The sequence below is a fragment of the Streptomyces sp. NPDC001903 genome (assembly GCF_042891345.1).
Classification (GTDB): Bacteria; Actinomycetota; Actinomycetes; order Streptomycetales; family Streptomycetaceae; genus Streptomyces.
Genome location: NZ_JBIASZ010000006.1, coordinates 96,478 through 121,590, shown reverse-complemented (window position 1 = coordinate 121,590; position 25,113 = coordinate 96,478). Strand labels below are relative to the sequence as shown.

The 25,113-nt window shown below is 70.4% G+C and carries 32 protein-coding genes; 11 read left to right on the top strand and 21 right to left on the bottom strand.

The window, feature by feature from the left end; translation table 11 throughout:
- Positions 1-180 precede the first annotated feature (180 nt).
- Positions 181-597 (bottom strand): ATP-binding protein, encoded by a 417-nt coding sequence (locus ACFYZS_RS15890; RefSeq protein ID WP_389012668.1) that lies wholly within the window; start codon positions 595-597, stop codon positions 181-183.
- Positions 598-743: 146 nt separating this feature from the next.
- On the opposite strand from ACFYZS_RS15890, the gene ACFYZS_RS15885 reads away from it, so the two are divergent.
- Both ACFYZS_RS15885 and ACFYZS_RS15880 read left to right on the top strand, forming a co-directional pair.
- Positions 744-1,604 carry a helix-turn-helix domain-containing protein gene (locus tag ACFYZS_RS15885; RefSeq protein WP_389011990.1) on the top strand — a complete coding sequence of 287 codons (861 nt, stop codon included), beginning with the start codon at positions 744-746 and terminating at the stop codon, positions 1,602-1,604.
- Positions 1,605-1,609: 5 nt separating this feature from the next.
- Complete coding sequence (locus ACFYZS_RS15880) at positions 1,610-1,792, top strand: DUF397 domain-containing protein (protein ID WP_389012665.1); 183 nt, start codon at positions 1,610-1,612, stop codon at positions 1,790-1,792.
- A 9-nt stretch (positions 1,793-1,801) separates the two neighbouring features.
- Here ACFYZS_RS15880 and ACFYZS_RS15875 read toward each other — a convergent pair whose 3' ends face one another.
- Positions 1,802-2,437 (bottom strand): hypothetical protein, encoded by a 636-nt coding sequence (locus ACFYZS_RS15875; protein WP_389011987.1) that lies wholly within the window; start codon positions 2,435-2,437, stop codon positions 1,802-1,804.
- A 172-nt stretch (positions 2,438-2,609) separates the two neighbouring features.
- Between ACFYZS_RS15875 and ACFYZS_RS15870 the strand changes: the two genes are divergently transcribed.
- From ACFYZS_RS15870 to ACFYZS_RS15860, 3 genes are read left to right on the top strand one after another with little or no spacing between them, the layout of a single operon-like run.
- Positions 2,610-3,047, top strand: coding sequence for a hypothetical protein (locus ACFYZS_RS15870; protein ID WP_389011984.1), 438 nt, complete (start codon positions 2,610-2,612; stop codon positions 3,045-3,047).
- Positions 3,044-4,438, top strand: coding sequence for a hypothetical protein (locus ACFYZS_RS15865; protein ID WP_389011976.1), 1,395 nt, complete (start codon positions 3,044-3,046; stop codon positions 4,436-4,438). The genes ACFYZS_RS15870 and ACFYZS_RS15865 overlap by 4 nt, the downstream gene beginning before the upstream one ends.
- Positions 4,435-4,755: a hypothetical protein gene (locus ACFYZS_RS15860; protein ID WP_389011973.1), complete on the top strand. Its 321-nt coding sequence runs from the start codon at positions 4,435-4,437 to the stop codon at positions 4,753-4,755. Before ACFYZS_RS15865 ends, ACFYZS_RS15860 begins: the two co-directional genes overlap by 4 nt.
- A gap of 53 nt (positions 4,756-4,808) precedes the next feature.
- Here the strand turns inward: ACFYZS_RS15860 and ACFYZS_RS15855 are convergent, their stop codons facing one another.
- The 5 genes from ACFYZS_RS15855 to ACFYZS_RS15835 form a co-directional block, all read right to left on the bottom strand.
- Positions 4,809-6,116 carry a dicarboxylate/amino acid:cation symporter gene (locus ACFYZS_RS15855; protein WP_389011970.1) on the bottom strand — a complete coding sequence of 436 codons (1,308 nt, stop codon included), beginning with the start codon at positions 6,114-6,116 and terminating at the stop codon, positions 4,809-4,811.
- A gap of 307 nt (positions 6,117-6,423) precedes the next feature.
- Complete coding sequence (locus ACFYZS_RS15850) at positions 6,424-6,690, bottom strand: DUF4229 domain-containing protein (RefSeq protein ID WP_051696588.1); 267 nt, start codon at positions 6,688-6,690, stop codon at positions 6,424-6,426.
- A gap of 132 nt (positions 6,691-6,822) precedes the next feature.
- Entirely contained in the window at positions 6,823-7,347 is a 525-nt protein-coding gene (locus tag ACFYZS_RS15845; protein WP_389011968.1) for a GNAT family N-acetyltransferase, read from the bottom strand.
- A gap of 89 nt (positions 7,348-7,436) precedes the next feature.
- Positions 7,437-8,600, bottom strand: coding sequence for an aminofutalosine synthase MqnE (gene mqnE / locus ACFYZS_RS15840; protein ID WP_134072213.1), 1,164 nt, complete (start codon positions 8,598-8,600; stop codon positions 7,437-7,439).
- 56 nt (positions 8,601-8,656) lie between these two features.
- Complete coding sequence (locus ACFYZS_RS15835) at positions 8,657-9,112, bottom strand: Lrp/AsnC family transcriptional regulator (RefSeq protein WP_389011964.1); 456 nt, start codon at positions 9,110-9,112, stop codon at positions 8,657-8,659.
- 138 nt (positions 9,113-9,250) lie between these two features.
- Between ACFYZS_RS15835 and ACFYZS_RS15830 the strand changes: the two genes are divergently transcribed.
- Positions 9,251-9,385 (top strand): hypothetical protein, encoded by a 135-nt coding sequence (locus tag ACFYZS_RS15830; protein ID WP_389011961.1) that lies wholly within the window; start codon positions 9,251-9,253, stop codon positions 9,383-9,385.
- Here the strand turns inward: ACFYZS_RS15830 and ACFYZS_RS15825 are convergent.
- Positions 9,382-10,068: a UbiX family flavin prenyltransferase gene (locus ACFYZS_RS15825; RefSeq protein WP_389011958.1), complete on the bottom strand. Its 687-nt coding sequence runs from the start codon at positions 10,066-10,068 to the stop codon at positions 9,382-9,384. The genes ACFYZS_RS15830 and ACFYZS_RS15825 overlap by 4 nt on opposite strands.
- A gap of 77 nt (positions 10,069-10,145) precedes the next feature.
- Between ACFYZS_RS15825 and ACFYZS_RS15820 the strand changes: the two genes are divergently transcribed.
- Entirely contained in the window at positions 10,146-10,781 is a 636-nt protein-coding gene (locus ACFYZS_RS15820; protein WP_389011956.1) for a rhomboid family intramembrane serine protease, read from the top strand.
- On the opposite strand, the gene mqnP is transcribed toward ACFYZS_RS15820, so the two are convergent.
- From mqnP to ACFYZS_RS15805, 3 genes are read right to left on the bottom strand one after another with little or no spacing between them, the layout of a single operon-like run.
- Positions 10,771-11,694, bottom strand: a complete 924-nt coding sequence (gene mqnP, locus ACFYZS_RS15815; RefSeq protein ID WP_389011953.1) for a menaquinone biosynthesis prenyltransferase MqnP — start codon at positions 11,692-11,694, stop codon at positions 10,771-10,773. The genes ACFYZS_RS15820 and mqnP overlap by 11 nt on opposite strands.
- Positions 11,691-12,167: a hypothetical protein gene (locus ACFYZS_RS15810; RefSeq protein ID WP_389011950.1), complete on the bottom strand. Its 477-nt coding sequence runs from the start codon at positions 12,165-12,167 to the stop codon at positions 11,691-11,693. Before ACFYZS_RS15810 ends, mqnP begins: the two co-directional genes overlap by 4 nt.
- Entirely contained in the window at positions 12,164-13,621 is a 1,458-nt protein-coding gene (locus ACFYZS_RS15805; protein WP_389011947.1) for a menaquinone biosynthesis decarboxylase, read from the bottom strand. The genes ACFYZS_RS15810 and ACFYZS_RS15805 overlap by 4 nt, the downstream gene beginning before the upstream one ends.
- 90 nt (positions 13,622-13,711) lie before the next feature.
- Between ACFYZS_RS15805 and ACFYZS_RS15800 the strand changes: the two genes are divergently transcribed.
- Positions 13,712-14,008 (top strand): PLD nuclease N-terminal domain-containing protein, encoded by a 297-nt coding sequence (locus tag ACFYZS_RS15800; RefSeq protein ID WP_099890054.1) that lies wholly within the window; start codon positions 13,712-13,714, stop codon positions 14,006-14,008.
- Positions 14,009-14,017: 9 nt separating this feature from the next.
- Here the strand turns inward: ACFYZS_RS15800 and ACFYZS_RS15795 are convergent, their stop codons facing one another.
- A complete protein-coding gene (locus ACFYZS_RS15795; protein ID WP_389011944.1) occupies positions 14,018-14,194 on the bottom strand; it encodes a hypothetical protein in 177 nt (58 codons plus the stop codon).
- Between ACFYZS_RS15795 and ACFYZS_RS15790 the strand changes: the two genes are divergently transcribed.
- Positions 14,178-14,642, top strand: coding sequence for a MarR family winged helix-turn-helix transcriptional regulator (locus tag ACFYZS_RS15790; protein WP_389011941.1), 465 nt, complete (start codon positions 14,178-14,180; stop codon positions 14,640-14,642). The genes ACFYZS_RS15795 and ACFYZS_RS15790 overlap by 17 nt on opposite strands.
- Positions 14,643-14,673: 31 nt before the next feature.
- The gene (locus ACFYZS_RS15785) at positions 14,674-15,144 is read left to right on the top strand and encodes a hypothetical protein (RefSeq protein WP_389011938.1); all 471 of its coding nucleotides are present in this window, start codon (positions 14,674-14,676) and stop codon (positions 15,142-15,144) included.
- Here the strand turns inward: ACFYZS_RS15785 and ACFYZS_RS15780 are convergent.
- The 8 genes from ACFYZS_RS15780 to hemL all read right to left on the bottom strand — a co-directional run bounded on the left by ACFYZS_RS15780 (position 15,120) and on the right by hemL (position 23,211).
- Positions 15,120-15,629, bottom strand: a complete 510-nt coding sequence (locus ACFYZS_RS15780) for an SRPBCC domain-containing protein (RefSeq protein ID WP_389011936.1) — start codon at positions 15,627-15,629, stop codon at positions 15,120-15,122. The genes ACFYZS_RS15785 and ACFYZS_RS15780 overlap by 25 nt on opposite strands.
- A gap of 25 nt (positions 15,630-15,654) precedes the next feature.
- The gene (gene ccsB / locus ACFYZS_RS15775) at positions 15,655-16,740 is read right to left on the bottom strand and encodes a c-type cytochrome biogenesis protein CcsB (protein WP_389011933.1); all 1,086 of its coding nucleotides are present in this window, start codon (positions 16,738-16,740) and stop codon (positions 15,655-15,657) included.
- Entirely contained in the window at positions 16,737-18,434 is a 1,698-nt protein-coding gene (locus ACFYZS_RS15770; RefSeq protein WP_389011930.1) for a cytochrome c biogenesis protein ResB, read from the bottom strand. Before ACFYZS_RS15770 ends, ccsB begins: the two co-directional genes overlap by 4 nt.
- A 13-nt stretch (positions 18,435-18,447) precedes the next feature.
- Entirely contained in the window at positions 18,448-19,227 is a 780-nt protein-coding gene (locus tag ACFYZS_RS15765; RefSeq protein ID WP_389011928.1) for a cytochrome c biogenesis CcdA family protein, read from the bottom strand.
- Between the two features lie 4 nt (positions 19,228-19,231).
- Positions 19,232-19,825 (bottom strand): TlpA family protein disulfide reductase, encoded by a 594-nt coding sequence (locus tag ACFYZS_RS15760; protein ID WP_389011925.1) that lies wholly within the window; start codon positions 19,823-19,825, stop codon positions 19,232-19,234.
- A 66-nt stretch (positions 19,826-19,891) separates the two neighbouring features.
- Positions 19,892-21,130, bottom strand: coding sequence for a hypothetical protein (locus tag ACFYZS_RS15755; RefSeq protein WP_389011922.1), 1,239 nt, complete (start codon positions 21,128-21,130; stop codon positions 19,892-19,894).
- Positions 21,131-21,205: 75 nt separating this feature from the next.
- The gene (locus ACFYZS_RS15750; protein WP_099890064.1) at positions 21,206-21,880 is read right to left on the bottom strand and encodes a histidine phosphatase family protein; all 675 of its coding nucleotides are present in this window, start codon (positions 21,878-21,880) and stop codon (positions 21,206-21,208) included.
- Positions 21,877-23,211, bottom strand: coding sequence for a glutamate-1-semialdehyde 2,1-aminomutase (gene hemL, locus ACFYZS_RS15745; protein ID WP_389011919.1), 1,335 nt, complete (start codon positions 23,209-23,211; stop codon positions 21,877-21,879). The genes ACFYZS_RS15750 and hemL overlap by 4 nt, the downstream gene beginning before the upstream one ends.
- A 305-nt stretch (positions 23,212-23,516) precedes the next feature.
- Here hemL and ACFYZS_RS15740 point away from each other — a divergent pair, with 305 nt between their 5' ends.
- Positions 23,517-23,954 carry a hypothetical protein gene (locus ACFYZS_RS15740; RefSeq protein WP_030161262.1) on the top strand — a complete coding sequence of 146 codons (438 nt, stop codon included), beginning with the start codon at positions 23,517-23,519 and terminating at the stop codon, positions 23,952-23,954.
- A gap of 102 nt (positions 23,955-24,056) precedes the next feature.
- Here ACFYZS_RS15740 and ACFYZS_RS15735 read toward each other — a convergent pair whose 3' ends face one another.
- Positions 24,057-25,070 (bottom strand): serine hydrolase domain-containing protein, encoded by a 1,014-nt coding sequence (locus tag ACFYZS_RS15735; protein ID WP_389011916.1) that lies wholly within the window; start codon positions 25,068-25,070, stop codon positions 24,057-24,059.
- Between the last annotated feature and the right edge of the window lie 43 nt (positions 25,071-25,113).

The window sequence follows — 25,113 nt, the reverse complement described above, 5'->3', positions numbered from 1 at the left end:
TCGGCCGGGATGCCAGTCCCGTCGGGGGCCGTCTCATGTCTGCGGTTGTCGGGGCGAGCATATGCCCGTCAACCGACCCTAAATCCAGCTCAGTTGGCACGGTTCACCCGACCGAGCGACGCGGGCGGGTGGGGTTGGGTCGGTTGGTTCTTTCCCCCGGTTCTTTGGCTCTTTATGCGTCTAAGCACGCCGGATCGCGGCGAATCGCGACGCGGCATCGAGCGGGACCTCCGCCCACACCACCTTCGACGGGACCGGCCCTTCCCTTACGCCCCAACGCGCCGCCAGCGCTTCGACGAGGACCAGGCCCCGCCCCGTGTCGCGGATCTCCGGGATGCGGTCGCCCCGGGTGTCCGTCACCTCGATCAGCAGCACCTCGGGGGTGACGGTGAGGGTGAGTTTGAAGTCCCTTCCGGGGACGCGCCCGTGGGTGATCGCGTTGGCGGAGAGCTCGGCGATGATCTGACCCGGACCCTCCAAAGGAAGCCCCCAGGCGCGGAGTTGTTCGATGGCGAGCATGCGTCCGAGCCGTGCACCGCGCGGGGTCGCGGACAGCTGGACGTGGAAGTCGACGAGTTGAGGAATCACGTCACTCAGCGTGGCCGCGCGTGCGTACCGTGGGAAGCGACATCGCTTGTACGTCCCGCGTTTGTCCGGCGCTTGTCCAGTGCTGTCATGGCTGTCCGGACCGGGGTGGCGGGTACGGGGCGCTGAGGACATCGGCTCGTCGGAGGTGGGCGCGCATGGGCGTGGACAGCAGTGACGGTACGGAAGAACCCGGCTGGGACGTCGACCCGGAGGACGAACAGGGCGTGGCGGTGGTGGCCGCGCTGGGCCGCCAGCTCAAGGTCTGGCGGGAGGAGGCCGGAATGCGGGCCGCCGAGTTCGGAGCGGCCATCCGGTACGGCGAGGACCAGGTCCGCAAGGTCGAGGCCGGAAAGCGGATCCCGCGCCCCGAGTACCTCGACAGGGCCGATGAGGTCCTGCGGGCCGGAGGCAAGATCGCCGCCATGAAGGTCGATCTGGAGCAGGTCCGCTACCCGAAGAGGATTCGCGACCTGAAGCAGCGAGAGGCCAAGGCCGTCGAGATCGCCACCTACAACAACCACAACATCCATGGCCTGTTGCAGACCGAGGACTACGCCCGGGCGCTCTTCGAGATGGCTCAGCCCCCACAGACGCCAGAGCAGGTGGAGAGTGGAGTAGCCGCACGGCTGGCCCGACAGTCGATCTTCGAGCGGTCGCCTGGGCCCGCCCTCAGTTTCGTCCAGGAAGAGGTGACCCTGCGACGCACCATCGGGGGCACAATGGTTTTGCGCGGCCAACTCGAACGGCTGTTGGAGTTGGCCGGCTTGCGGAACGTCACGATCCAGGTGATGCCGACCATCTGCGAGGACCACGCTGGAATGGGAGGCCGCATCCAGGTGCTGAAGTTCGGCGACGGAACGGCAGTGGGGCGCTCCGAGGGAATCTTCAACGGCCGTCCGGTCTCTGAACACAAGCAGTTGCAGATCCTTGATCTGCGCTATGGCATGATCCGGGCCCAGGCTCTCTCGCCCCGGGAGTCACGAGCCTTCATCGAGAAACTGCTGGGAGAGACGTGATCCACATGGCCGAGCTGGAGTGGTTCAAGAGCAGCTACAGCGACAGCAGTGACATCAACGACTGCGTCGAGGTGGCCAACACCCCCGACGCCGTCCTCGTGCGGGACTCCAAGGACGTCCAGCGTGCCCACCTGACGGTCGGGCCCGACGCGTGGGCCGGGTTCGTCGCCCACGCGTCCGGTGTCTGACGGCGGACTTCAGGCGCGGGTGCAGACGTGCACCGATTCGCTGTGCCCGCCCTCGCTGTGGACGATCCGTACGACGTTGTTCTTGTAGGTCACCTTCAGCACCTGTCCGTCGCTGGTGTCCTTGTGGCCCGGGGGCTTCCAGGGGAACGTGAACGAGGCGTTCTCGGCGACCTCCTTGGGGACGGTGAGGGCTTCGCCTCCGGTCAGCCGGCTCGCGCCCTTCGGGGCCTCGTACACGTCGAGGACCAGGTGGCCGCCGCGCAGCAGCCAGCCTCCGTTCCAGGTGACCGGGGCGGGGCCGCTGGTCCAGGTGATGGTCCAGCCGGAGTTTCCGCCGCCGTCCGCGTTGACGGTGGCCTTCCCCTTCACGGTCTCGCCGTTCGGCGTGGTCGACTCCAGGTTCCAGTCGCCCTTGATGAACGCGTCGAAGGCCCGGGCGACGACGCCCGAGGAGGCCGCCGACGGGGTCGGCGAGGTCGCGCCTGCGGCCGTCCCGGCCGCGGCCGTCGGGCTCCCGGCCGTCGGAGTCCCGCCCGGCCCGGCCGCGGCCGGGCTCCTGTCCTGGGCCTTGCCCCCGCACGCCGCGACCAGTGAGGCCCCGACGCCGATCGCCAGGTAGCGCAGCACGTTGCGCCGCCCGATCATCTGCCCCGCCGCGCATCTCCCGTACCGTCACCATGCCCCCGTACAAGGTCGGTTGCTCAACAGCGGCCGACTATAACCGCAGGCCTGGAACCGTATGATCCTCTTCCACGTCTCTCATGAACATGATCAGCCAATTCTGGTCATGTCCGGTTATCAACTACCCAGGGGACACATGTCGTTCGACGCGGAATGGGCCCAGCACAAGGCCGCCGCCCTCGCGCAGCAGCCGTCGCCCGCCATGCGCCTCAACCACGTACCCGCAGAGGCGGGGAGCCCCGCCGGCAGCCTCGTCGCCGGGGCGCAGTCCATCAACGGCAACGCCAACCTGCTGATCGAGATCGCGGCGCTCCTCCACGAGGGGCGGCCCGACGGGGACGCGAGCACCATGGCGCGCGCCCCGCGCGCCCACGCCGACGTCTCGGCGGAGGCCCTGCGCTTCGCCCGCTTCGCAGACGACCAGTTCAAGGACACGATCAACCTGTTCGCCGCCCTGGCCACCAAGCTCAAGACCACCGGGACCAGCTTCGCGCAGGTGGACGACGGCACCGCCCGCAGCTTCCTCGACGGCATCCTCGACGGGGGCCAGTACGTGAAGCCGGAGTCGAAGTGAGTCTGAGCCACCGCAAGGACGTCCAGTTCCTGGAGGAGTGCAACCCGGCGCTGGTGGAGCGCAACGCCGCCGAGTTCAAGCGGCTGCGCGATCTGCTGGTGCAGGTCGAGGAGCCCGCGCGGCGCGCCGAGACCGGTACGCAGTGGCAGAGCGACGGCAGCCACACGTACACCTCGCGGCTCTCGGAGGCGCGCCAGCTCGTCCTGCACATGGCCGAGGGGTACGACAAGGCGGCGAGCGCGCTGCACGCGTACGCGGCGGCCCTGACGACCGCCAAGTCGCACTACGGGAACGGCAAGCGCTCGGAGCGGGCGCTCGCGGCGCTGATCGGTACGAAGGGCACCGCGATCACGCGCACGGCGCAGGAGGCGGAGCCGATGTGCCAGTGGGAGGACATGCGGGCCACCACCGGGGTCATGGACTTCTTCGCCGAGCTGACGATGGACGTGGACGACATCCGGGAGGAGGCGGACCGGCTGCACGACGACGCGGGCGGCAGTTTCCACCTGGCCAAGACGGCCGAGGCGGAGGCGCGCGGCGTGTGCGTGCACGCGCTGAAGCAGGCGTACGAGCTGCTGCCGGAGTTCAAGGTCAAGGGCGGCGGCGCGGGCGGGGTCGACGTGTACGCGGCGATGGCCGACATCCGGCGCGAGGCGGCGGAGGCCCGTGCGAACCCCCTGACGCACCTGCCGGGCAGCGGCCCGAAGAAGGACATGACGGGGCCGGTGGGGAGCGAGCCGGTCTCCCCCGAGCTGCGCGACATCCGGATGCGGGTGGCGGGGCTGCCGGAGGCGGACGACAACTACTGGGACCCGCCGCAGTCGGACGAGGGGCGGGCGGAGTGGATCCGCAACAACAAGGAGATCCTGCGGGCGGCGGCGCAGCGGGCGGGGCTGCCGGAGGAGATGGTGGCCGGCATCGCGTGGAAGGAGGTCGGCGGCCAACCGGGCATCTTCGACGACGGCGTGGACTTCTTCCGGCAGGCCGCCGACGCCCCGTGGGGGCTGAGCCCCGTCACGGCGGAGAACCTGCCGGACCGGGCGGGCGGCAAGCCGGACGAGACCTCCTTCGGCCCGATCGCGGTGCAGCTGCGTCGCGGGGCGGAGGTGCTGGGCTACGACCCGGAGCACCTCACCGACCAGCAGCGCAACGTGGTGAAGTCCGCGCTCCAAGACCCGAAGCAGAACGCGTTCATCGCTGCGGGGTTCCTGGCGCAGATCAAGGAGGAGACGGGGTACGCGAACGTACCGGCGGACCAGCTGACCGAGGCGCAGATGCAGGAGATCGCCGCCCGGTACAACGGCGGCCCGTACTGGGAGTCGAAGAAGGCCCAGGACTACGGCGATGATTTCCGGAACAACCTCGGCAACGTGAAGAAGGCGATGCAATGACGTACGGGCGCGAGAGCATCGACCTGCCCGAGGACCGGGGCTGCCTCCAGTGGGTCCTGGGCGTACCGCTCGGGCTGATCCACCTCCTGAACGCCATCGCCGTGTTCGCAGCTCTGTACGCGGGCCCGCAGGGCGAGTGGGACGACCAGGGCTATGCGGGTGTCGGAGCGATGTGCCTGATCGCGATGTCCCTGAGCGTGCTGGGCCTGCTCATCACCGTCATCCCGGCCGTCCGCCGCACGATGGGCCCCTGGTGGCTGGCCCCGCCGCTGATCCTCGGCCTCACGGCCTTCATCCGCGCCGAGACCCTGGGCTGAACGCACCGCAGCCCCCGCCCGGACGGGGGCGGGGGCTGCGGGGGCCGGGCCTGTCAGGCGGCCACGGGAACCGGGGTGCGCTCGTCCAGCGGGGAGGACGAGGCGCTCTCGTAGGCCTTCTTGTCCAGGATTCCCTCGCGGGCCGCGACCACGACCGGGACCAGCGCCTGGCCGGCGACGTTGGTGGCGGTGCGCATCATGTCGAGGATCGGGTCGATCGCCATCAGCAGGCCGACGCCCTCCAGGGGCAGGCCCAGGGTGGAGAGGGTCAGGGTCAGCATGACCGTGGCGCCCGTCAGGCCGGCCGTGGCGGCCGAGCCGACCACCGAGACGAAGGCGATCAGCAGGTAGTCGGTGATCGTCAGCTGCACGTCGAAGATCTGGGCGATGAAGATCGCGGCGAGCGCCGGGTAGATCGCGGCGCAGCCGTCCATCTTCGTCGTCGCGCCGAACGGGACGGCGAAGGAGGCGTACTCCTTCGGGACGCCGAGGCGCTCGGTGACCTTCTGGGTGACCGGCATCGTGCCGACCGAGGAGCGGGAGACGAAGGCCAGCTGGATCGCGGGCCAGGCGCCCTTGAAGAACTGGATCGGGTTGACCTTGGCGACGGTCGCCAGCAGCAGCGGGTAGACGCCGAACATCACGAGCGCGGAGCCGACGTACACGTCCGCGGTGAAGGTCGCGTACTTGCCGATGAGTTCCCAGCCGTACGAGGCGATCGCGGTGCCGATGAGGCCGACGGTGCCGATCGGGGCGAGGCGGATGACCCACCACAGGGCCTTCTGGAGGAGCTCCAGGACGGACTCGGCGACGGTGAGCAGCGGCTGGGCCTTGTCACCGAGCTGGAGGGCGGCGATACCGGCGACGGCGGCCATGAAGACGATCTGGAGCACGTTCAGCTCGGTGAACGGCGTGATGACGTCCGTCGGCACGATGCCGGTCAGGAAGTCGAGCCAGGAGCCGGTGCGCTTGGGCAGCTTGCCGTCCTGCGGGGTGAGGCCGGTGCCGGCGCCCGGGTTGGTCAGCAGGCCGATCGCGAGGCCGATGCCGACGGCTATCAGCGAGGTGATCATGAACCAGAGCAGCGTGCGCGAGGCGAGGCGGGCGGCGTTGTTCACCTTCCGCAGGTTGGTGATCGACACCAGGATCGCGAAGAAGACGAGCGGGGCCACGGCCAGCTTCAGCAGCTGGACGAAGATGTCGCCGACCTGCTCGAGGGTCTTGGCGAGCCAACTGACGTCCTGGCTGCGGGCGAGCCAGCCGAACAGGACGCCGAGCACGAGACCGGTGACGATCTGGGCCCAGAACGGGAACTTGAAAGAGGCCTTGGCGGGGGCCTGCGGGGTCGCGGACACGGACACACTCCGGGGGTGATGCGCAAAGAAGGGGGGGAAGAGATGAAGAACGGCGTGGGCTCAGCGACAGCCACAACAGGCCGCGGACACGCGGCGGCAGAGGTCGACGTGCAGGCGCGCCACGAGCGGGACGCTCGCGGTCATTTCGTGCGCAACTGTGGTCAACATGTTTAACACGCTAACACTTTCCCTTTGAGGATCTCAAAGGTGCACTTTGAGTCAGAGGGAGCACCACCCCCCGGAAACGCCGAACCGCCCCAGCACACGGGAGACTCCCGTGCGCTGGGGCGGTTCGGTGTGTGAGGAAGCTAACTCAGGCGCGGGCGGCGTCGTCGGCCGCGTCCTCCTGGGAGCGGTTCGCGGCGAGCTTCTCCTTGGCGCCCGCGACGCGTCCGGAGATCTGCGCGGACATCTCGTCGCGCTGCTTGCGCAGCAGTACGAAGGAGAGCGGCGCGGAGATCACGAGGGCGAGCAGCACCACCCAGGCGGGGTTGGCGTCGCCGAGGCCGGCGGGCACCCAGCCCACATTGACCAGGACGGCGACCAGGACGAGGCATCCGACGAAGATGCCAAGCCGCATCGCGGTGTAGCGGATCGTCGCGCTCGGCTTGAGGGACACGGTGACCCCTTCTCTCTCGTCGGTACGGCGCACTCGGTCGACTGCGTGCCCGTCCAGTGAAGCACGACGCGACTCCGGACAAACCCGCCGGGGTCAGTGCAGCGGCAGGAGCATCGTGATGTCGTCGCGGTCGTCGCCCGGGGCCACCCGGATGGCGCCCGGGACGCGGCCGACCTCCTTGTAGCCGCAGGCCGCGTAGAAGTGCTCCAGCCCGTGGCCCCCGCGGCAGCCGAGCCGCAGCGCGTCGAGGCCGCCCAGGGAGCGCGCCGCGTCGGCGACGGCCTCCATCAGCGCCCGCCCCGCGCCGCGCCCCTGGAGCTCGGGGCTGACCATGACGGTGTAGACCCAGGCCCAGTGCCGCTGCAGCGCGTGGCCGTTGTGCGCGAGGAACGCGGCCGCCCGCACCCGCCCCTGCGCGTCCTGCCCGACGACGAGCCGGTTGCGCTCCTCGGCCATGGCCACGAGGTGCTTGACCAGCTCGGGACGGATGTCGTCCGCGGTGACCGGCGGGACGAAGCCGACCGCCCCACCCGCGTTGGAGACGTCGGTCCACAGCTGTACGAGGCCGTCGCGCAGCGCCCGGTCGACCGTCGGCTCGAAGGTGAAGGTAAGGGTCATGAGCGGAGAATATCTATTACCAGCCCTGGTGGGCAACGAAAAAGGCCCCGGTCCTCGTGGGACCAGGGCCTTTCACCGAGTCGGCGGCGTCAGACGCGCATCGCCTGCGGGGTCTCGCGCAGGGCCGCGTCCGGGCCGGGGTACTCGCGGATGATCTCGTAGCGCGTGTTGCGCTCGACCGGGCGGAAGCCGGCCTCGCGGATCAGCTCCAGCAGATCGTCACGGCCGAGCTTGTTCGGCGTGCCGTAGTTGTCCGCGTCGTGCGTGATCTTGTACTCGACGACCGAGCCGTCCATGTCGTCCGCGCCGTGCTGGAGCGCCAGCTGGGCGGTCTGCACGCCGTGCATGACCCAGAAGACCTTGACGTGCGGCACGTTGTCGAAGAGGAGACGGGAGACGGCGAAGGTCTTGAGGGCCTCCGCGCCCGTCGCCATCGTCGTACGGGCCTGGAGCTTGTTGCGGACCTTGCCGTCCTGCATGTCCACGAAGTCGTGCTGGTAGCGCAGCGGGATGAAGACCTGGAAGCCGCCGGTCTCGTCCTGGAGCTCGCGCAGCCGCAGTACGTGGTCCACGCGGTGGCGCGGCTCCTCGATGTGCCCGTAGAGCATGGTCGACGGGGTCTTGAGGCCCTTGGAGTGCGCCAGCCGGTGGATGCGCGACCAGTCCTCCCAGTGGGTCCTGTGGTCGACGATGTGCTGGCGGACCTCCCAGTCGAAGATCTCCGCGCCGCCGCCCGTGAGCGACTCCAGACCGGCCTCGATCAGCTCGTCCAGGATGTCGGAGGCCGACATGCCGGAGATCGTCTCGAAGTGGTGGATCTCGGTCGCCGTGAACGCCTTCAGCGAGACGTTCGGCAGCGCCTCCTTCAGCGCGGAGAGCGAGCGCGGGTAGTACCGCCACGGCAGGCTCGGGTGCAGGCCGTTGACGATGTGCAGCTCGGTGAGGTTGTCGTTCTCCATGGCCTTGGCCAGGCGGACGGCCTCCTCGATGCGCATCGTGTACGCGTCCTTCTCGCCCGGCTTGCGCTGGAACGAGCAGTAGGCGCACGAGGCGGTGCACACGTTCGTCATGTTGAGGTGGCGGTTGACGTTGAAGTGGACGACGTCGCCGTTCTTGCGCGTCCGCACCTCGTGGGCGAGTCCGCCCAGCCAGGCCAGGTCGTCGGACTCGTAGAGGGCGATGCCGTCCTCACGGGTCAGCCGCTCGCCGGAGCGAACCTTGTCCTCCAGCTCACGCTTGAGCCCAGCGTCCATTCCGGTCGTCTCCTCTACGGGTCCTGTCCTGCCTGCAACCGCCACCCACCGTACTCTTAGCGCTCTTCGGGCAGGTCCCCGACCCGGTTCTCCCACTTCGTGGAGAGCACGATGGTGGTACGGGTGCGGGAGACGCCCTTGGTGCTGGACAGCTTGCGGATGATCCGCTCCAGCCCGTCCACGTCGCCCGCCCGGACCTTGAGCATGTACGAGTCGTCGCCGGCGATGAACCAGCAGTCCTCGATCTCCGCCAGGTCCCGCAGGCGGCGGGCCACGTCCTCGTGGTCCGCGGCGTCGGAGAGGGAGATGCCGATGAGCGCCGTGACGCCGAGGCCGAGCGAGGCCGCGTTGACGGTCGCGCGGTAGCCGGTGATCACGCCGGCCGACTCGAGCCGGTTGATCCGGTCGGTGACGCTGGGGCCGGAGAGGCCTACGAGCCGGCCCAGCTCCGCGTACGAGGCACGTCCGTTCTCACGAAGTGCCTGGATGAGCTGCCTATCCACCGCGTCCATATACCTGGAGCCTTCCATTATTCGGCGATCCCGCAAGTTTACGTATAGAATCAAAGGCGCACAGGGTCAACACCCTGTGAATCTTTCAACAGATCGGCGATGATCTCGCTGATCTGACGACATCAGGAGTGGTTCACCGTGTACACGATCGAGATGGCCTACGCGCACATGCGACAGCTCCAGGAGCTGGCCAACCGATCCCGCACCGACCAGCCCGCCGCGGCCCACCGCGTCGACCGGACCCGCAAGCCGAACACCGCGAAGAAGCGCTAGTCACCGCTTGCCTCCCGGGGGCGGGACGCTCCACCGAGCTCCCCCTCCCACCGGCGGTACAGCCGGTGCGGCACCCCTGCCGCATCCAGCACCCGCCCCGCGACGAAATCCACCAGGTCCTGGATGTGCGTCGCACCCGCGTAGAACGCCGGAGAGGCGGGCAGCACCACTGCGCCCGCCTCGTCCAGCGCCACCAGGGCCTTGAGCGTCTGCCCGTTCAGCGGGGTCTCCCGCACCGCGACCACCAGTCGGCGCCGCTCCTTGAGCGTCACGCTCGCGACGCGCTGGAGCAGGTCCTTCGAGAGCCCGAGCGCCACCCCCGCCACACAGGCCGTGGACGCCGGCACGATCAGCATCCCCTTCGCGGGGTACGAGCCCGAGCTCGGCCCGGCGGCCAGATCGCCGGCGCCCCAGTAGCGGACGTCGGCCAGTTCCGGACGTGCGAAGGCCGCGGGCTTGCCGTCCGCCCCGCGCTCCAGCCAGGCGGCGAGATCGTCCCGCCAGTGGGCGTCGCGGAACGCGATCCCGGTCTCGTCGAGCAGGGTCAGCCGCGAGGCGCGGCTGACCACGAGGTCCACGCTCTCCCCCGCCGCCAGCAGCCCCCGGATCACCGCCGCCGCGTACGGCGTCCCGGACGCCCCGGAAACCCCGACCACCCACGGGGTGCGCTTGCCGTCAGTCATAGCTCCGAGACTATCCGGCCACCGGCGGACGACGCTGAGTAAGGTGTCCCGAGCGCCGAAAGCGGGGGGATCAGGACATGGCCGGAATACCGGGGGACGCACGGATCGACGACTGGAGCCGGGCCGACCGGGCCAAGGCGGCCGGGAAGCTGATGCTGGGCTGGGTGGGTCTGCTGTGGCTGATCGAGGTGGTGGATCTGGCCACGGGGCACGCCCTGGACGCGTACGGGATCGTTCCGCGCACCGCGGACGGGCTGACCGGGATCCCGCTGGCGCCGTTCCTGCACTTCGGCTTCGACCACGTGGCGTCGAACAGCGTCCCACTGCTGGTGCTGGGGTTCGTCGCCGCGCTGAGCGGGATACGGCGCTTCCTGGCGCTGTGCGCGGTGGCCGTGGTGGTGGACGGACTCGGGGTGTGGCTGGTCTCCGGGTCGAACACGGTGACGGCCGGCGCCTCGGGGCTGGTCTTCTCCCTCTTCGGCTACCTGCTGGCCCGCGGCTTCGTCGAGCGGCGGCCGCTGGGCGTGCTGGTCGGTGTCGCGATCGCCGCGTACTGGGGGACGGGGATCCTGACGGGCATCCTGCCGACGAACACGACCGTCAGTTGGCAGGGCCACCTCTTCGGCCTGCTGACGGGCGTGGCCGCCGCGTTCCTCTTCCCGCCGCGGGCGGTCCGGGCACGGCCCGGGGCCCGGACCCCCGCTACAGGGTGAGGCCGCGGGCCACCAGGTCGGCCAGGGCGCAGACGAAGAGGGCCATGCCGATGAAGCCGTTCACCGTGAAGAAGGCGCGGTTCAGGCGCGACAGGTCGTGCGGCTTCACGATCGTGTGCTCGTAGAGGAAGGCGCCGACGACGACCAGCAGGCCGAACCAGAAGAAGGGGCCCGCGTCCGTCGCCAGCGCGTACCAGGCCAGCAGGGCCGTGGTCACGACGTGCGCGCCGCGCGCGCCCCACAGGGCCGCCGGGACGCCGAAGCGGGCCGGGACCGACTTGACGCCGTCCGCGCGGTCCGCGGCCACGTCCTGGCAGGCGAAGATCAGGTCGAAGCCGCCGATCCAGACGCCCACCGCCAGGCCCAGGATCACCGCGTCCCAGGACCACTCGCCCGTCACCGCCAGCCACGCGCCGACCGGTCCCATCGCCTGGGCCAGGCCCAGGATCGCGTGGGGGAAGTTCGTGAACCGCTTGCCGTACGGGTAGACCACCATCGGGATCACCGCGATCGGCGCCAGCGCCAGGCACAGCGGGTTCAGCAGCGCCGCCGAGCCGAGGAACACGGCGAGCGCGATCCCGGCCCCGGTCCAGGCCGACCGCACGGACACGGCGCCCGTGACGAGCTCGCGCCCCGCGGTCCGCGGGTTCCGGGCGTCGATCTCACGGTCGATGATCCGGTTCGCGGCCATCGCGAAGGTGCGCAGGCCCACCATGCAGACGGTGACGAGCAGCAGCTCGGGCCAGTGCATGGTGCGGTCGAGCCGGAACATGGCCGTCAGCGCCGCGATGTACGCGAAGGGCAGCGCGAAGACCGAGTGCTCGATCATCACGAGCCGCAGGAACGCCTTGACCTTGCCGGTCGGCTGCGGAGCCGGGCCGGACCCGAGCACCCCGTCGGCGGTCGTCATCATGCGAGTGCTCTCCGGAAGTCTTCGAGGTCGGCCAGGAGCTGCGCCGCCGGGAGTGCGCCGAGTTCCACGGTCCGGGGGGCGGCGGCGCCGTCCTCCTCGTCCTCGGGCGGGGTGACCCGAGCGGTCAGCCGCCAGGCGTCGGCCGCGGGGCGGGCGTCGATGCGCAGGAAGTCCCCGGCCTCGACGGTGAACGGCTCGCCCGAGGCCAGGGCGGCCTGGAGCTGCTCCGCGAAGCCGTCCGCCTCGACGTCCCGTGCCCCGGGGAGTTCGAACTCGCCGTGGCCGGGGCCGTCCTCGTACATCAGCGTCCAGACGTCGCCGGATCCGGCGAACTCCTCGGGCGTGACGCCCGCCTGCTCGGCGGCCAGCCGGACACCCGGGTCCGCCGGGTCGATCTCCGGGCGCAGCAGGGCCACGTAGACCTCGCCGGCGCCGAGGAAGAGCTCGGGACCCCCCACGACAATCGGGCTCACAGGCCGTACTCCTTCCAGCGGCGGTCCACCAGGGCCGCCGTCGCGGGGTCGGACTCCACCATGTCGGGCCAGCCGCCGTCGCGGGTGTAGCCCTCCTCGGGGAGCTTCTTGGTCGCGTCGATGCCCGCCTTGCCGCCCCAGAACTGCTGGTACGAGGCGTGGTCGAGGTGGTCCACGGGGCCTTCGACGACCGTGAGGTCGCGGGAGTAGTCCGTGTTGCCGAGCGCCCGCCAGGACACCTCGTGCAGGTCGTGGACGTCGCAGTCGGAGTCCACGACGATGATCAGCTTGGTCAGCGACATCATGTGGGCGCCCCAGATGGCGTGCATGACCTTCTGGGCGTGCTTCGGGTACTTCTTGTCGATCGAGACGATCGCGCAGTTGTGGAAGCCGCCCGACTCGGGCAGGTGGTAGTCCACGATGTCCGGCACGATGATCTTGAGGAGCGGGAGGAAGAAGCGCTCCGTCGCGCGGCCGAGCGGGCCGTCCTCCGTCGGCGGGCGGCCGACGACGATCGACTGGAGGAGCGGGCGCTTGCGCATCGTCACGCAGTCGATCTTCAGGGCCGGGAACGGCTCCTGCGGGGTGTAGAAGCCGGTGTGGTCGCCGAAGGGACCCTCCGGGAGCATCTCGCCCGGTTCCAGCCACCCCTCGACGACCACCTCGGCGTTGGCCGGGACCTGGAGCGGGACGGTCTTGCAGTCGACCATCTCGATGCGCTTGCCCGCGACGAACCCGGCGAAGAGGTACTCGTCGATGTCGCCGGGCAGCGGCGCGGTCGACGCGTACGTCACGGCCGGCGGGCAGCCGAAGGCGATCGCGACCGGGAGGCGCTCACCGCGCTTGGCGGCGACGGCGTAGTGGTTGCGGCTGTCCTTGTGGATCTGCCAGTGCATGCCGATGGTGCGCTTGTCGTGGCGCTGGAGGCGGTAGAGGCCGAGGTTGCGCACGCCCGTCTCGGGGTGCTTGGTGTGGGTGAGGCCGAGGTTGAAGAACGACCCGCCGTCCTTGGGCCAGGTGAAGAGGGCCGGGAGCCGGTCCAGGTCCACGTCGTCGCCGGTGAGGACGACCTCCTGGACGGGGGCGGACTCCCCCTTCACCTTCTTCGGCGGTACGTGGACCATCGAGCCGAGCTTGCCGAAGGCCTCGCGGACGCCGATGAACCCCTGCGGGAGCTCCGGCTTGAGCAGGCCGCCGATCTTCTCGCTGATCTCGCCGTACGACTTGAGGCCGAGGGCCTTCAGGAGGCGGCGGTCGGTCCCGAAGACGTTCATGGCCAGCGGCATCGCCGAGCCCTTGACGTTCTCGAAGAGGAGGGCGGGGCCTCCCGCCTTGTTCACTCTGTCGACGATCTCCCCGACCTCGAGGTAGGGGTCGACTTCGGCCTTGATGCGCTTGAGGTCGCCCTCCCGCTCCAGAGCCCGGAGCAGCGAGCGGAGATCGTCGTAAGCCATAGGGGCCAGTATCCGTCACCGGCTAGCCTGGGAGTGTCACCGGGGCCCGAGGCGGGTCCCCCGTCACTGCTGGGGAGTCGGTCCCACACCGTGCTGCGCTATCTGCCGTTCCTGCTGATCATCGCGCTGACCATCTACGCCTTCATCGACTGCCTGAACACGCCAGAGGAAGAGGTCAAGCACCTCCCCAAGGTGGTCTGGGTGATCATCATCCTGCTGTTCTCGATCGTGGGCCCGGTGGTGTGGCTGTTCGCGGGCCGGCAGCGCTCCGCGGTCGGCGGCGGCCGCGCGCGCCGCACCCAGTGGGTCGCCCCCGACGACAACCCGGAGTTCCTCCGCTCCCTGGGCGAGGACCGCGACAAGGACCGCGACAAGGACAAGGACTGACGGTCCCCGTCACCGGGCCCAGGGCAGGACGCGGGGCTCCGCTTCCCCCGGGACCGTGACCAGGGCGTCCGAGCGCATCGCCACGTACGCCTCGGCCGCCTCCGGGGCGTGGACGCGGCGCAGTACGTGCGGCGGGAGGACCAGGGTCTCGCCCGCCGCGACCTTCTCCGTGAACGGCGACGACACCGGCCTCGAGCTCGGCTTCCTGCTCGGGCTCGGCTTCCAGCTGCTGATCGGCGAGTTCACCCGGCGGCTCGACGCCGCCGGGTGCGGCGATCTGCGACCCGCGCACGGCATGGCCTTCCAGGCGCTCAAGGGGGGCGGGGCCACCGGCACCGAGCTCGGCGAGCGGCTCGGCGTGACCAAGCAGGCCGCCGGGCAGCTCGTGGACGACCTGGAGAAACGGGGCTACGTACGGCGCGAGCCGCACCCCGGGGGCGGCCGGCGCAAGCTGGTGGTCCTGACCCCGGCCGCGGAGGAGCACCTCGCCGTCGCCGGACGGATCCTGCACGAGCTGGAGGCCGAGCTCGGCACCCGCGTGGACCTCCCCACCCTGCGCCGGGAGCTCACCGGCCTGCTGCGCACCCTCCAAGGGGGCGGAGAGCTCCCGCCACTGCGGCCCGTCTGGCATTGAACGCGTTCAAGGCGGCTGCAAGAATGGGCGGATGCCGAGGAACAGCGGGGGTCCGCGGGTCGTCGACACGATCCTGCGCAATCTGCTCGCGTACGGGATCGCCGTCGCCGCCCTGCTCACCATGGCCGGAGGCAATCCGCACACCCACCGCTCCACCCCCGCCGTCTACGACGCGCGCACCGACGAGATCGTCGGCACCTGGCGCTGCGTCGAGGGCACCGAGGTCGTCTTCCGGGCCGACGGGACCGCCTCCGTCACCCTGCTCAACGGGCAGGAGCGGGACTACGACCACGGCTGGCGGCTCTCCGGCACCGGCACCTGGAAGCTCATCAGCCGGGAGCCCGCGGGCTGGAACTACGGGCAGCACGTCCGGCTGCGCCTGCCCGACCTCTACAAGTGGACCTTCGAGCTGCGCCGCGACGACCGGCAGACGCTGGAGCTCTACTTCTTCTACGGCGATCCGGACGCGCGCAGCGCCTACGTCCTGGAGAAGGACCCGTAGGACGCGCGCAGCTCGGCCCAGCGGGCGTCGGTCCACCGGGACCAGTCGGTCGGATGGCCCTGCAGGGCGGATTCCAGCAGCTCGAAGTGATGGTGCCAGCCGGCCAGGCAGTCGAGGCGGTCCTCGTCCGTCCCGGCCCGCTCGTTCAGGAAGCGGATCACGGTCGAGTCCGTGCCGACCGCCTCCAGGTGGAAGCGGATCCGGCCGTGCTCGCCGACCGTGTACTCGACGACCCGCTCGACGTCCCACGCCGTGACGTGGCCGGAGACGGTCGTCCCGCCGTTCAACCAGTGCAGGGTGACGGCCCCGCCGAGCCTGCGCTCCAGGACCTCCGCCGCGGCCAGCCAGCCGCGCAGCCCCTCCGCCGTGGTCAGCGCGGGCCACACGGCCTCGTACGCGCTCGGCACGTGCACCTCGAAGCGCAGCAGCCAGCGGCCCTCGCCGCGGCTCTCACTGGTGGCATGACTCACCGGTGTCGGCGTCATGCCACCAGCGTCCCACTCCTGCGCGTCAGACGCCCGCGTACGAGTGCTTGCCGCTGAGCAGGATGTTCACGCCGTAGTAGTTCCAGATCCAGCAGGCGAAGGCGAAGAGCGCGAGGTACGCGGCCTTGCGGCCCTTCCAGCCGGCGGTGGCACGGGCGTGCAGGTAGCAGGCGTACGCCACCCAGGTCACGAAGGACCAGACCTCCTTGGGGTCCCAGCCCCAGTAGCGGCCCCAGGCGTCGCCCGCCCAGATCGCTCCCGCGACGATGGTGAAGGTCCACAGCGGGAACACGGCCGCGTTGATCCGGTACGAGAACTTGTCGAGCGAGGCCGCCGAGGGCAGCCGCTCCAGCACCGAGGTGGCGAAGCGGCCCGGCTTGCCGCCGCCCGCCAGCTTGGCCTCGTACGCGTCGCGGAAGAGGTAGAGCACCGCGCCGGCCGCGCCGATGTAGAAGACCGCGCCGCAGAAGATCGCGGTGGAGACGTGGATCCACAGCCAGTACGAGTGCAGGGCCGGGACCAGCTGGTCGCTGGCGGTGTAGAGCCAGGTGGTGGCGATGCCGAGGTCCAGCAGGACCGTGGTGACCAGGATCAGGCCGAGCCAGCGGACGTTCTTCTTCAGCGCCAGGAGCGCCAGGTACGCGCCGACGGCGACCGTGGAGAAGGTCACCGAGAACTCGTACATGTTGCCCCAGGGGGCCCGCTGCACGGACATCGCGCGGGTCACGACGCCGCCCGCCTCGATGACGAAGGCCAGGGTGGTCAGCGAGACCGCGATCCGGCCGTACAGGTCGCCGTTCTCGGTGCCGCCGGCCGCGCCGGGGCCGTCCGGGACGTCGCGGGTGCCGGCGGCGGAGCGGGTGACGACCTTCGGCTTGTCGAGGACGGCCGTGCCCCCCTTGCCGCGCACCTGGACGGCGGGGGCCGCGGCCGCCGCGGTCTTGGCGCCGGTCAGCGCGGCGGCCGTACGGCCGACCTTGCTGCGGCTGCCGAAGGTCCACTCGGCGATGTGGGCGAAGAAGGCGAGCATGTAGACCGCCATCGACGAATAGACCAGGTAGTTGCTGATCTGCGCCAAATTCTCGTTGACTTCGGCTGCGAGCGGCGTCATCCGCGCTCCCCTTCGACAGTGTCCTTGACAGGTTGGTCGGGCGCCGTGGGCGCCTGCTGGTGGAGGGCGGCGGCGAGCTGCCCCAGCTCCTCGGGGAGCTTGGCCGACTCGCTGCGGCCGAGGCCCGCCATCTCGACGACGGTCACGCCGTCCTCGCCGGCCACCGCGCGGACCCAGACCCGGCGGCGCTGGATGAACAGCGACGCGGCCAGGCCGCCGATCGCGGCGATCGCGCCCCCGAGGGCGAGGCCGCTGCCGGGCTGGCGGGTGATCGAGAAGGTGGCCCAGCGCTCGATGCCCTCGAACTTCACGGTGCCCGCGCCGTTCGGGAGCTCCATGGTCTCGCCGGGCAGCAGCCTCTTCTTGAAGAGCTGCCCGTCGGCGTCCTTGTACTCCTGCATCTTGGAGGTGTTCAGCTGGTACACGTTCTGCGGCAGGCCCGAGTCCACGCCGAGGCTGCCGTGGTAGGCGCTGAGGGCGAGGACCGGGAACTTCAGGTCCGGGAACTGGGAGAGCATCGTGCCCTTGCCCTCGCCGGCGAAGGTCGGCACGAACATGGCGTTGAAGCCGAGCTGCTCCTTCTTGCCGTCCTTGTCGCGGTAGCCGTCGGGCACCTTGACCGCGCCCGAGGAGCTGAGGTTCGAGTCGAAGGGGAGCATCGGCACGGCGTCCTTGTAGATCACCTTGCCGGTCGGGTCGGTCACCGAGATGACCGGCGCGTAGCCGTGGCCGAGCAGGTAGACCTTGGACCCGTCGACTTCCATCGGCTTGTTGACCTGGATCTCGCGCTTCTGCGGGGCGCCGTGCGCGCCGTCGCTGAAGGTCACGTACGCCTTGAAGTCGCGCGCGGTGCCCTTCTGCGGGCCGCTCTCCTCGTACGTGGCGTCGAACTTGTCGAGCGTGAAGGAGAAGGGCGACAGGTCGTCGGGGTCGAACCAGCTGCCGTACTTGAAGTCGTCGTACTGGGTCAGCGTGTTCGCGAAGCCCTTGCCGCGCAGGACGAGCTTGCCGCCCTCGGACTTGAACAGCTGGCCCCAGGCGAAGGCGATCAGCATCACGATCAGGGCGACGTGGAAGAGCAGGTTCCCCGCCTCGCGCAGGTAGCCCTTCTCGGCGGCGACGGCGGACCCGCCGGCCTCGGTGCGGAACCGGCGCCCGCCGAGGATCGTCTTCGCCTGCGCGAGGACCTCCTCGGGGGACTTCTCCGTACGCCACGTCGCGTACGCCGGCAGCCGGTCCAGGCGCCTCGGGGCGCCGGGCGGGCGGCCGGTGAGCTGGCCGACGAACTGCCAGCTGCGCGGGACGATGCAGCCGATCAGCGAGATGAACAGCAGCAGGTAGATCGCGGAGAACCACACCGAGCTGTAGACGTCGAAGAGCTGGAGCTTCTCGGCGAGCGGGACCCAGAAGGAGTGGTCGTCCTTCCACTGGGCCACCTTCATCGCGTCGACCTGGTTCTGCGGGACGAGCGAGCCGGGGATGGAGCCCAGGGAGAGCAGGAAGAGGAGGATCAGCGCCACCCGCATGGAGGTGAGCTGCCGCCAGAACCAGCGGACCCAGCCGATCACCCCGATGCCGACGGGACCGCCGGTGTCCTCGGCGGGGGCGGTGGAGAGCTGCGCGCCGGCGGCGGCGTCCGCTGCTTCCTCGGACGGGTTCGGCGCCTCGGTGGACGCCTTGTCTGTCGTACTCATGTCCGTGTAGTCCTCAGATCCCCACCGTGAAGCCTTGGGTCCAGATGCGCATGTCGTCGACGATGCCGGCCCACAATCCCGTGACGAGCAGCAGCCCGGTCAGGACCAGCATGCCGCCCCCGATCCGCATCACCCACGCATAGTGCTGCTTCACCCAGCCGAAAGCGCCGAGCGCCTTGCGGAAGGCGATCGCGGCGAGGATGAAGGGCAGGCCCAGTCCGAGACAGTAGGCGACGGTCAGCAGCGCGCCCCGGCCGGCACTGGCCTGGTCGAGGGAGAGCGTGCTGACGGCGGCGAGGGTCGGGCCCATGCAGGGGGTCCAGCCGACTCCGAAGAGCACGCCGAGCAGCGGCGCGCCGATCAGCCCCGCGGTCGGCTTCTTGTGGAAGCGGAACTCCCGCATCGTCAGCCCCGGGATCAGGCCCATGAAGAAGAGCCCGAGGACGATCACCAGGCCGCCGAGGATCCGGGAGATGATGTCCCGGTTCGCCTGGAGCGTGCCGCCGAAGTAGCCGAAGAGCGCGCCGGTGGAGACGAACACCGCCGTGAAGCCGAGGATGAACAGGCCCGCCCCGGCCAGCATCCGGCCGCGCCGGGCCTCGGCGAGGTCTGCCCCGCTGATGCCGGTGACGTAGGAGAGGTAGCCGGGGACCAGCGGGAGCACGCAGGGCGAGAAGAACGAGACGAGTCCGGCGAGGACCGAGATGGGCAGTGCCAGCATCAGGGCCCCGTCGAGGACCGTGGTGTTCAGGCCGGTGGGCTCGGCGGCCAGGGTGAGGAGCTCGGGGACCACGCGGTCACTGCTCCGCGAGCACGGGGTCGATCATGGAGCGCAGCTGCTGCTCGTTGATCGCGACGAGCGTGCGGGCGGCGATCCTGCCCTGCTTGTCGAGGACGATCGTGGAGGGGATGGCCTGCGGGTTGAGCGTGCCGGCGGGGAAGCGGAGCAGCAGCTTCCCGTCCGGGTCGTAGAGGCTCGGGTAGGCGATCCCGAAGTTCTCCTCGAACGAGGTCGCGTTCTGCTTGCTGGTGTCGCGGGTGTTGATGCCGACGAAGGCGACGTCCTTGCCGGCGTCGGCGAGCTCCTTCGACACCTTCGCGAAGTTCGGGGCCTCGGCGCGGCACGGCGGGCACCAGGAGCCCCACACGTTGAGGACGACGACCTTGCCCTTGAGGGTGGTGGTGTCGAGGGTCTTGCCGTCGACGGTCTCGCCGTCCAGCTTCGGGGCGTCGGTGCGCGAGCCCTTGGCGACGGTGGAGATGCCGCCGGCGCCGGTCACGTAGTTGCCGCCGGAGGAACCGTTCGGCTTGCCGCCGTCATCGCACGCCGACAGGGTCAGAGCGCCCGCGAGGGTCACCGCGGTGAGCAGGAGAGCACGGCCAATTCTCATGTGAAAAGTTTCGCATGAGCGATTTGCGGATCTTTCCCGCCCCCCGAGGGTGCGCCGAGCCGCTGGTCAGACGGCGGAGAGGTACGCGTTCCAGCCGCCGGCCGGCGACTGACCCGGGGCCAGCTCCTGGAGTTTGGCGAGCAGCTTGGGGTCCTGTGCGTCGATCCAGTCGGTGAACTGCCGGAAGGATACGAGTCGCACGTCCTTTTTGTCCGACATGCCCTTGAGGGCCTCCTCGACGGCATCCATGTAGATGCCCCCGTTCCAGTCCTCGAAGTGGTTGCCGATGAACATCGGCGCACGGTTCGTCTCGTACGCCCGCCGGAAACCGCCGAGGTAGGAGCCGGTGGCCTGGGTTCGCCAGGCCGGGTAGTTGGAGGGCACGCCCCGGGTGGTGTTCTTCGACTGGTTGGCGAGGATGTTGTAGTCCATCGACAGCACCTCGAAGGAGTGCCCGGGGAACGGCATGGACTGCAGCGGCAGGTCCCAGACGCCCGACTTCTTCGACGGCCAGACCTGGACGCCGCCGGGCGAGGAGGCGTCGTAGCGCCAGCCCAGCTTCCGCGCGACGGGCAGCAGGTTGTCCTGGCCGAGCAGGCACGGGGTGCGGCCGCCGACCAGCTCCTTGCGGTAGTCGAACGGGAGCGGTTCGACGTCGGTGAAGCCGGTGTTGGTCCGCCAGCCGGTGACGAAGGACACGGCCTGGTCGATCTCGCTCTGCCAGTCGTCCGGGGTCCAGTGGGCCACGGAGCCGGAGCCGCCGCAGAAGTGGCCGTTGAAGTGGGTGCCCACCTCGTGCCCGTCGAGCCACGCCTGGCGGACGCAGCCCAGGGTGTTGCGGACGTTCTCGTCCTTGAGGTAGCCGATGTCGGAGGCCCCGACCGGGTTGTTCGGCGGCTTGTAGAGGTCCCTCTTCGACTCGGGCAGCAGGTAGAGGCCGGAGAGGAAGAAGGTCATGGCCACGCCGTGGTCCTTGGCGAGCTTGAGGAAGCGCGGGAAGAGGCCGTTGCCGATCTCCCCCGCGCCGTCCCAGCTGAACACCACGAACTGCGGCGGCGTCTCGCCCGGCTGGAGCGGCACGGGCTTGGCCGGCTGATGTGGCTGCGGGCCGGTGTCGGCGGTGGAGCCGTCGCCGATCAGCCGGACGGCCGCCGCCGACGGGGAGGTGCCGGGGCCGCCGGGGGCGGGGCGGCCCGGGCGGTCGTCGGCGCCGCAGCCGACGACTCCGGCCGCCACCGCCGCCGCGCCGAGCCCGAGCAGTCCCCTTCGGGTGAAGTCGCGCGTCGTCCCACTCGCATCGCTCATGAATAGTCACATAAACGGACTTTTCAGCGAAGTCGAGTCTCGGCGCGGCGATTCCCGTACGACTTGTACGAGTTTTTAGGCGCCGAACGCCTTGGACTTGCCCTTCACCGGCTTCGCGCCCGCGAGCAGGTGCGCCGGGACCAGGTCCCGGGCCGGCTCGCTGTAGCCCACCGACACCAGCCGGTCGTCCTCGTACGTGAACGACGTCAGCGAGGCCAGCGTGCACTGCCGGCGCCGCGGGTCGTGCCACAGCCGGCGCTTCTCCGCGAAGCTGCGCACGATCCAGATCGGCAGCTGATGGCTGACCGCCACCGCCTCGTGGCCGCGCGCCGCGTCGCGCGCCGCCTCGATGGCGCTCGTCATCCGCACGACCTGCTCCACGTACGGCTCGCCCCAGGACGGCTTGAACGGGTTCGTCAGGTGCTTCCAGTTGGCCGGCTTGCGCAGCGCGCCGTCCCCGACGCCGAAGGTCTTGCCCTCGAAGACGTTCTCCGCCTCCAGCAGCCGCGCGTCGCTGGCCACGACCAGGCCGTGGCTCTTGGCGACCGGCGCCGCAGTCTCCTGCGCCCGCTCCAGCGGGGAGGAGACCACGTACGTGATGTCACGGTTCTGCAGGTGGTCCGCGACGCGCTCGGCCATCTCGCGGCCCAGCTCGGAGAGGTGGTAGCCGGCGCGGCGCCCGTACAGGACCCCGTCCGGGTTGTGCACCTCGCCGTGGCGCATCAGGTGGACGACGGTGATCTCGCTCATGCGGTGGCCTCCGGGGTGGCCTGCGCGGCGGCGCGGGCGGCAGCGGGCAGGGCGGCCGCGATCCGCTCGACCGCCCGCTCGTCGTGGGCGGTGGAGACGAACCACGACTCGAAGGCCGAAGGCGGCAGGTAGACGCCCTGCGACAGCATCGAGTGGAAGAAGCCGTTGAAGCGGAAGGACTCCTGCTTCTTGGCGTCGTCGTAGTTCTTGACCTCGTCCTCGGTGAAGAAGACGGAGAACATGTTGGACGCGGTCTGCAGCCGGTGCGCCACGCCCTCCTTGGCGAGCGCGTCCGTGACCAGGCCCTGGATCTGCGCGGAGACCGCGTCGACCTTCTCGTACGCGGCCGCGTCCAGCAGGCGCAGCTGCGCGAGGCCGGCGGCGGTGGCGATCGGGTTCCCGGAGAGCGTGCCCGCCTGGTAGACCGGGCCGACCGGGGCCAGGTGGCCCATGACGTCGGCGCGGCCGCCGAAGGCCGCGGCCGGGAAGCCGCCGCCCATGACCTTGCCGAAGGTCATCAGGTCGGGCTTGACCCCGTCGACGCCGTACCAGCCGGCGCGGGAGGTGCGGAAACCCGTCATGACCTCGTCGGAGATGTACAGCGCGCCGTTCTCGCGGCACAGGTCCGCGAGCCCCTGGTTGAAGCCGGGCGCCGGGGTCACGACGCCCATGTTGCCGGGCGCGGCCTCGGTGATCACGCAGGCGATCTCGCCGGGGTGCGCGGCGAACGCCGCCCGTACCGCTTCGATGTCGTTGTACGGCAGCACGATCGTGTCGCCGGCCTGCGCGCCCGTCACGCCGGGGGTGTCCGGCAGCGCGAAGGTCGCGAGCCCGGAACCGGCGGCGGCCAGCAGCGCGTCCACGTGACCGTGGTAGCAGCCGGCGAACTTCACGACCTTGGCCCGGCCCGTGAACCCGCGCGCGAGGCGGATCGCCGACATGGTCGCCTCGGTGCCCGAGGACACCAGGCGGACCTGCTCGACGGGCTCGATGCGGTCGACGATCTCCTCGGCGAGGGCGACCTCGCCCTCGCCGGGCGTGCCGAAGGAGGTGCCGCGGGCGACGGCGGCCTGGATGGCCTCCACCACGGCCGGGTGGGCGTGGCCGAGAATCATCGGTCCCCACGAGCAGACCAGGTCGACGTACTCGCGACCGTCGGCATCGGTCAGGTACGGACCGGTACCGGACACCATGAACCTGGGCGTTCCACCCACGGCGCGGAAGGCACGCACCGGAGAGTTCACGCCGCCAGGCGTCACGAGGGACGCGCGGTCAAAGAGAGTCTGCGAGACTTTGGCTTCATACGGGTACGGGTAGCTCACACCAGCCATGGTCTCATCAGGCCGCGACTGACTTGCGGACGGGCGTTTCACCGCGCCGCCCCGGGGGAGGTCACTGCCATGATGATCAGGCTGCGTGGCGGGGGCCGCGGGGCCGGGGCAGGCAAGACCAGTCGGGTGGAGATATGCAACGCGGTGGTGGACCGGGCGAGGGTACGGACGGCCTCGACCCGCAGCGCGCCCGCGAGGCCCGTGAAGCCCGCCGCCGAGGCAGGCACCGGCGCCGGGCCGCGGACGCGGCCGATCCGGTTCCGGGTCCGCTGGAGTCCCCCGACGGCCTGCCCAAGGGCCGCGGCATGGGCGTGACGTACAAGTACTTCGGCGCGCCCGACGGCGCGACGGCCGCCCGGGTCCCGGTCACGATGCGTCCGGAGGAGCTCGGCGGCGACGAGCTCGGCATGGGCGGCCTCTTCACCAAGATCAAGCCGGAGACGGTGGCCGCGATGGTCCTGACCGGCATCGAGGGCATACCCCTGCACAAGGTGCCGCCGCTGGAGCTGGTCGTGCTCCACCCCGACTACGCGGTGGTCAAGCTCCCGATGACCGTGGTCGACCCGCTGCGCGGCATCGGCGAGGAATCGGTCGGCGCGGCGGCGTTCATCTGGTCCACCGTCCCGGACCGGGGCGGGCCGCGCGACGCGTTCAACGTCTACCAGCTGCTGCACGAGTGGCAGGACTTCAGCCACCGCCTGCACGAGGCGGGCCACCAGCCGTACTGCCTGGTCTGGCCCTGACCGTTTCGCGGTTCGCCGGATCGGCCGGTTCGCCGGATCGGCCGTTCGCCGGGTCAGCCGTTCGCCGGGTCAGCCGGTTCGCCGGGTCAGCCGTTCGCCGGGTCAGCCGGAGGCGAGGATCTTGTGGGCGCGCTCCCGCAGGGGCGTGATCCGGATGCGCGCGGCGGCGCCGTTGTGGACGGCGTTGGTGACGATGACCACGTACCGGCCGGTGGCGGGGGCGAGCTGGAGACTCGTACCGGTGAATCCGTGGTGGTAGGCCACCGTCCCGCCCGCCCCCAGGATCCAGCCCAGGCCGCGCTGCAGGCCCGGCTCGATCTCCGCCTGGGGAACGAGGCTCATCCGGAACCACTGGCCGAGCGGGGTCTCGCGCCCCGCCAGCAGGTGCTCGGCGTAGGTGGCGAGGTCGGCGGCCGGTGCGAAGACCCCGGCGTGGCCGGCGACCCCGCCCATGATCGCCGCGTTCTCGTCGTGGACGGCGCCCCAGAGCCGGTCGTGGCCGTCCTGGCGCTCGGTCGGCGCGACCCTGGGCTCCTGCCTGACCGGGCCGTACGCGGTGTCGGCCATGCCCAGCTCGGCCCACAGCCCGGAGGCGAGCTCGTCCAGCGGCCGGCCGTGGACGTGGGCGAGGGCCAGGCCGAGCAGGATGTAGCCGCGGTTGATGTAGCGGTGGGTGCCCGGGAGGTTCTCCATGAGCTCGTGGCAGATCAGCTCGTGCAGCGGGCGCCCGGTCAGGTCGTAGAGGTCGAAGCGGGTGGCGGCCCGCAGGCCGGAGGTGTGCGAGAGCAGCTGCCGCACCGTGGCCTCCCCGCTCGGCATCGCACCGTCCATCGGCGGCAGGAACTCCCGCACGGGCGCGTCGAGGTCGAGCAGGCCCTCGTCGACGGCGCGCCCGACGAGCGGCCAGGTGGCGGTGACCTTCGTCAGGGACGCGATGTCGTAGACGGTGTGCTCGTCGGGGGTGCCGGGGCCGGTGAACGGGGAGACGACCCCCGCCGAGAGGACGGCGCGGTCGCCGGCCGCCGTACCGCAGACGACGACGCCGCCCGGAGTGGCGCCGTCCGCGACGATCTCGCGCAGCACGTCGTGCAGTACGGCCTGGTCCATCGGGTTCATCTACGCCTCCGGCTCGGTGGATGGTGATCCCGCCACCCAGCGT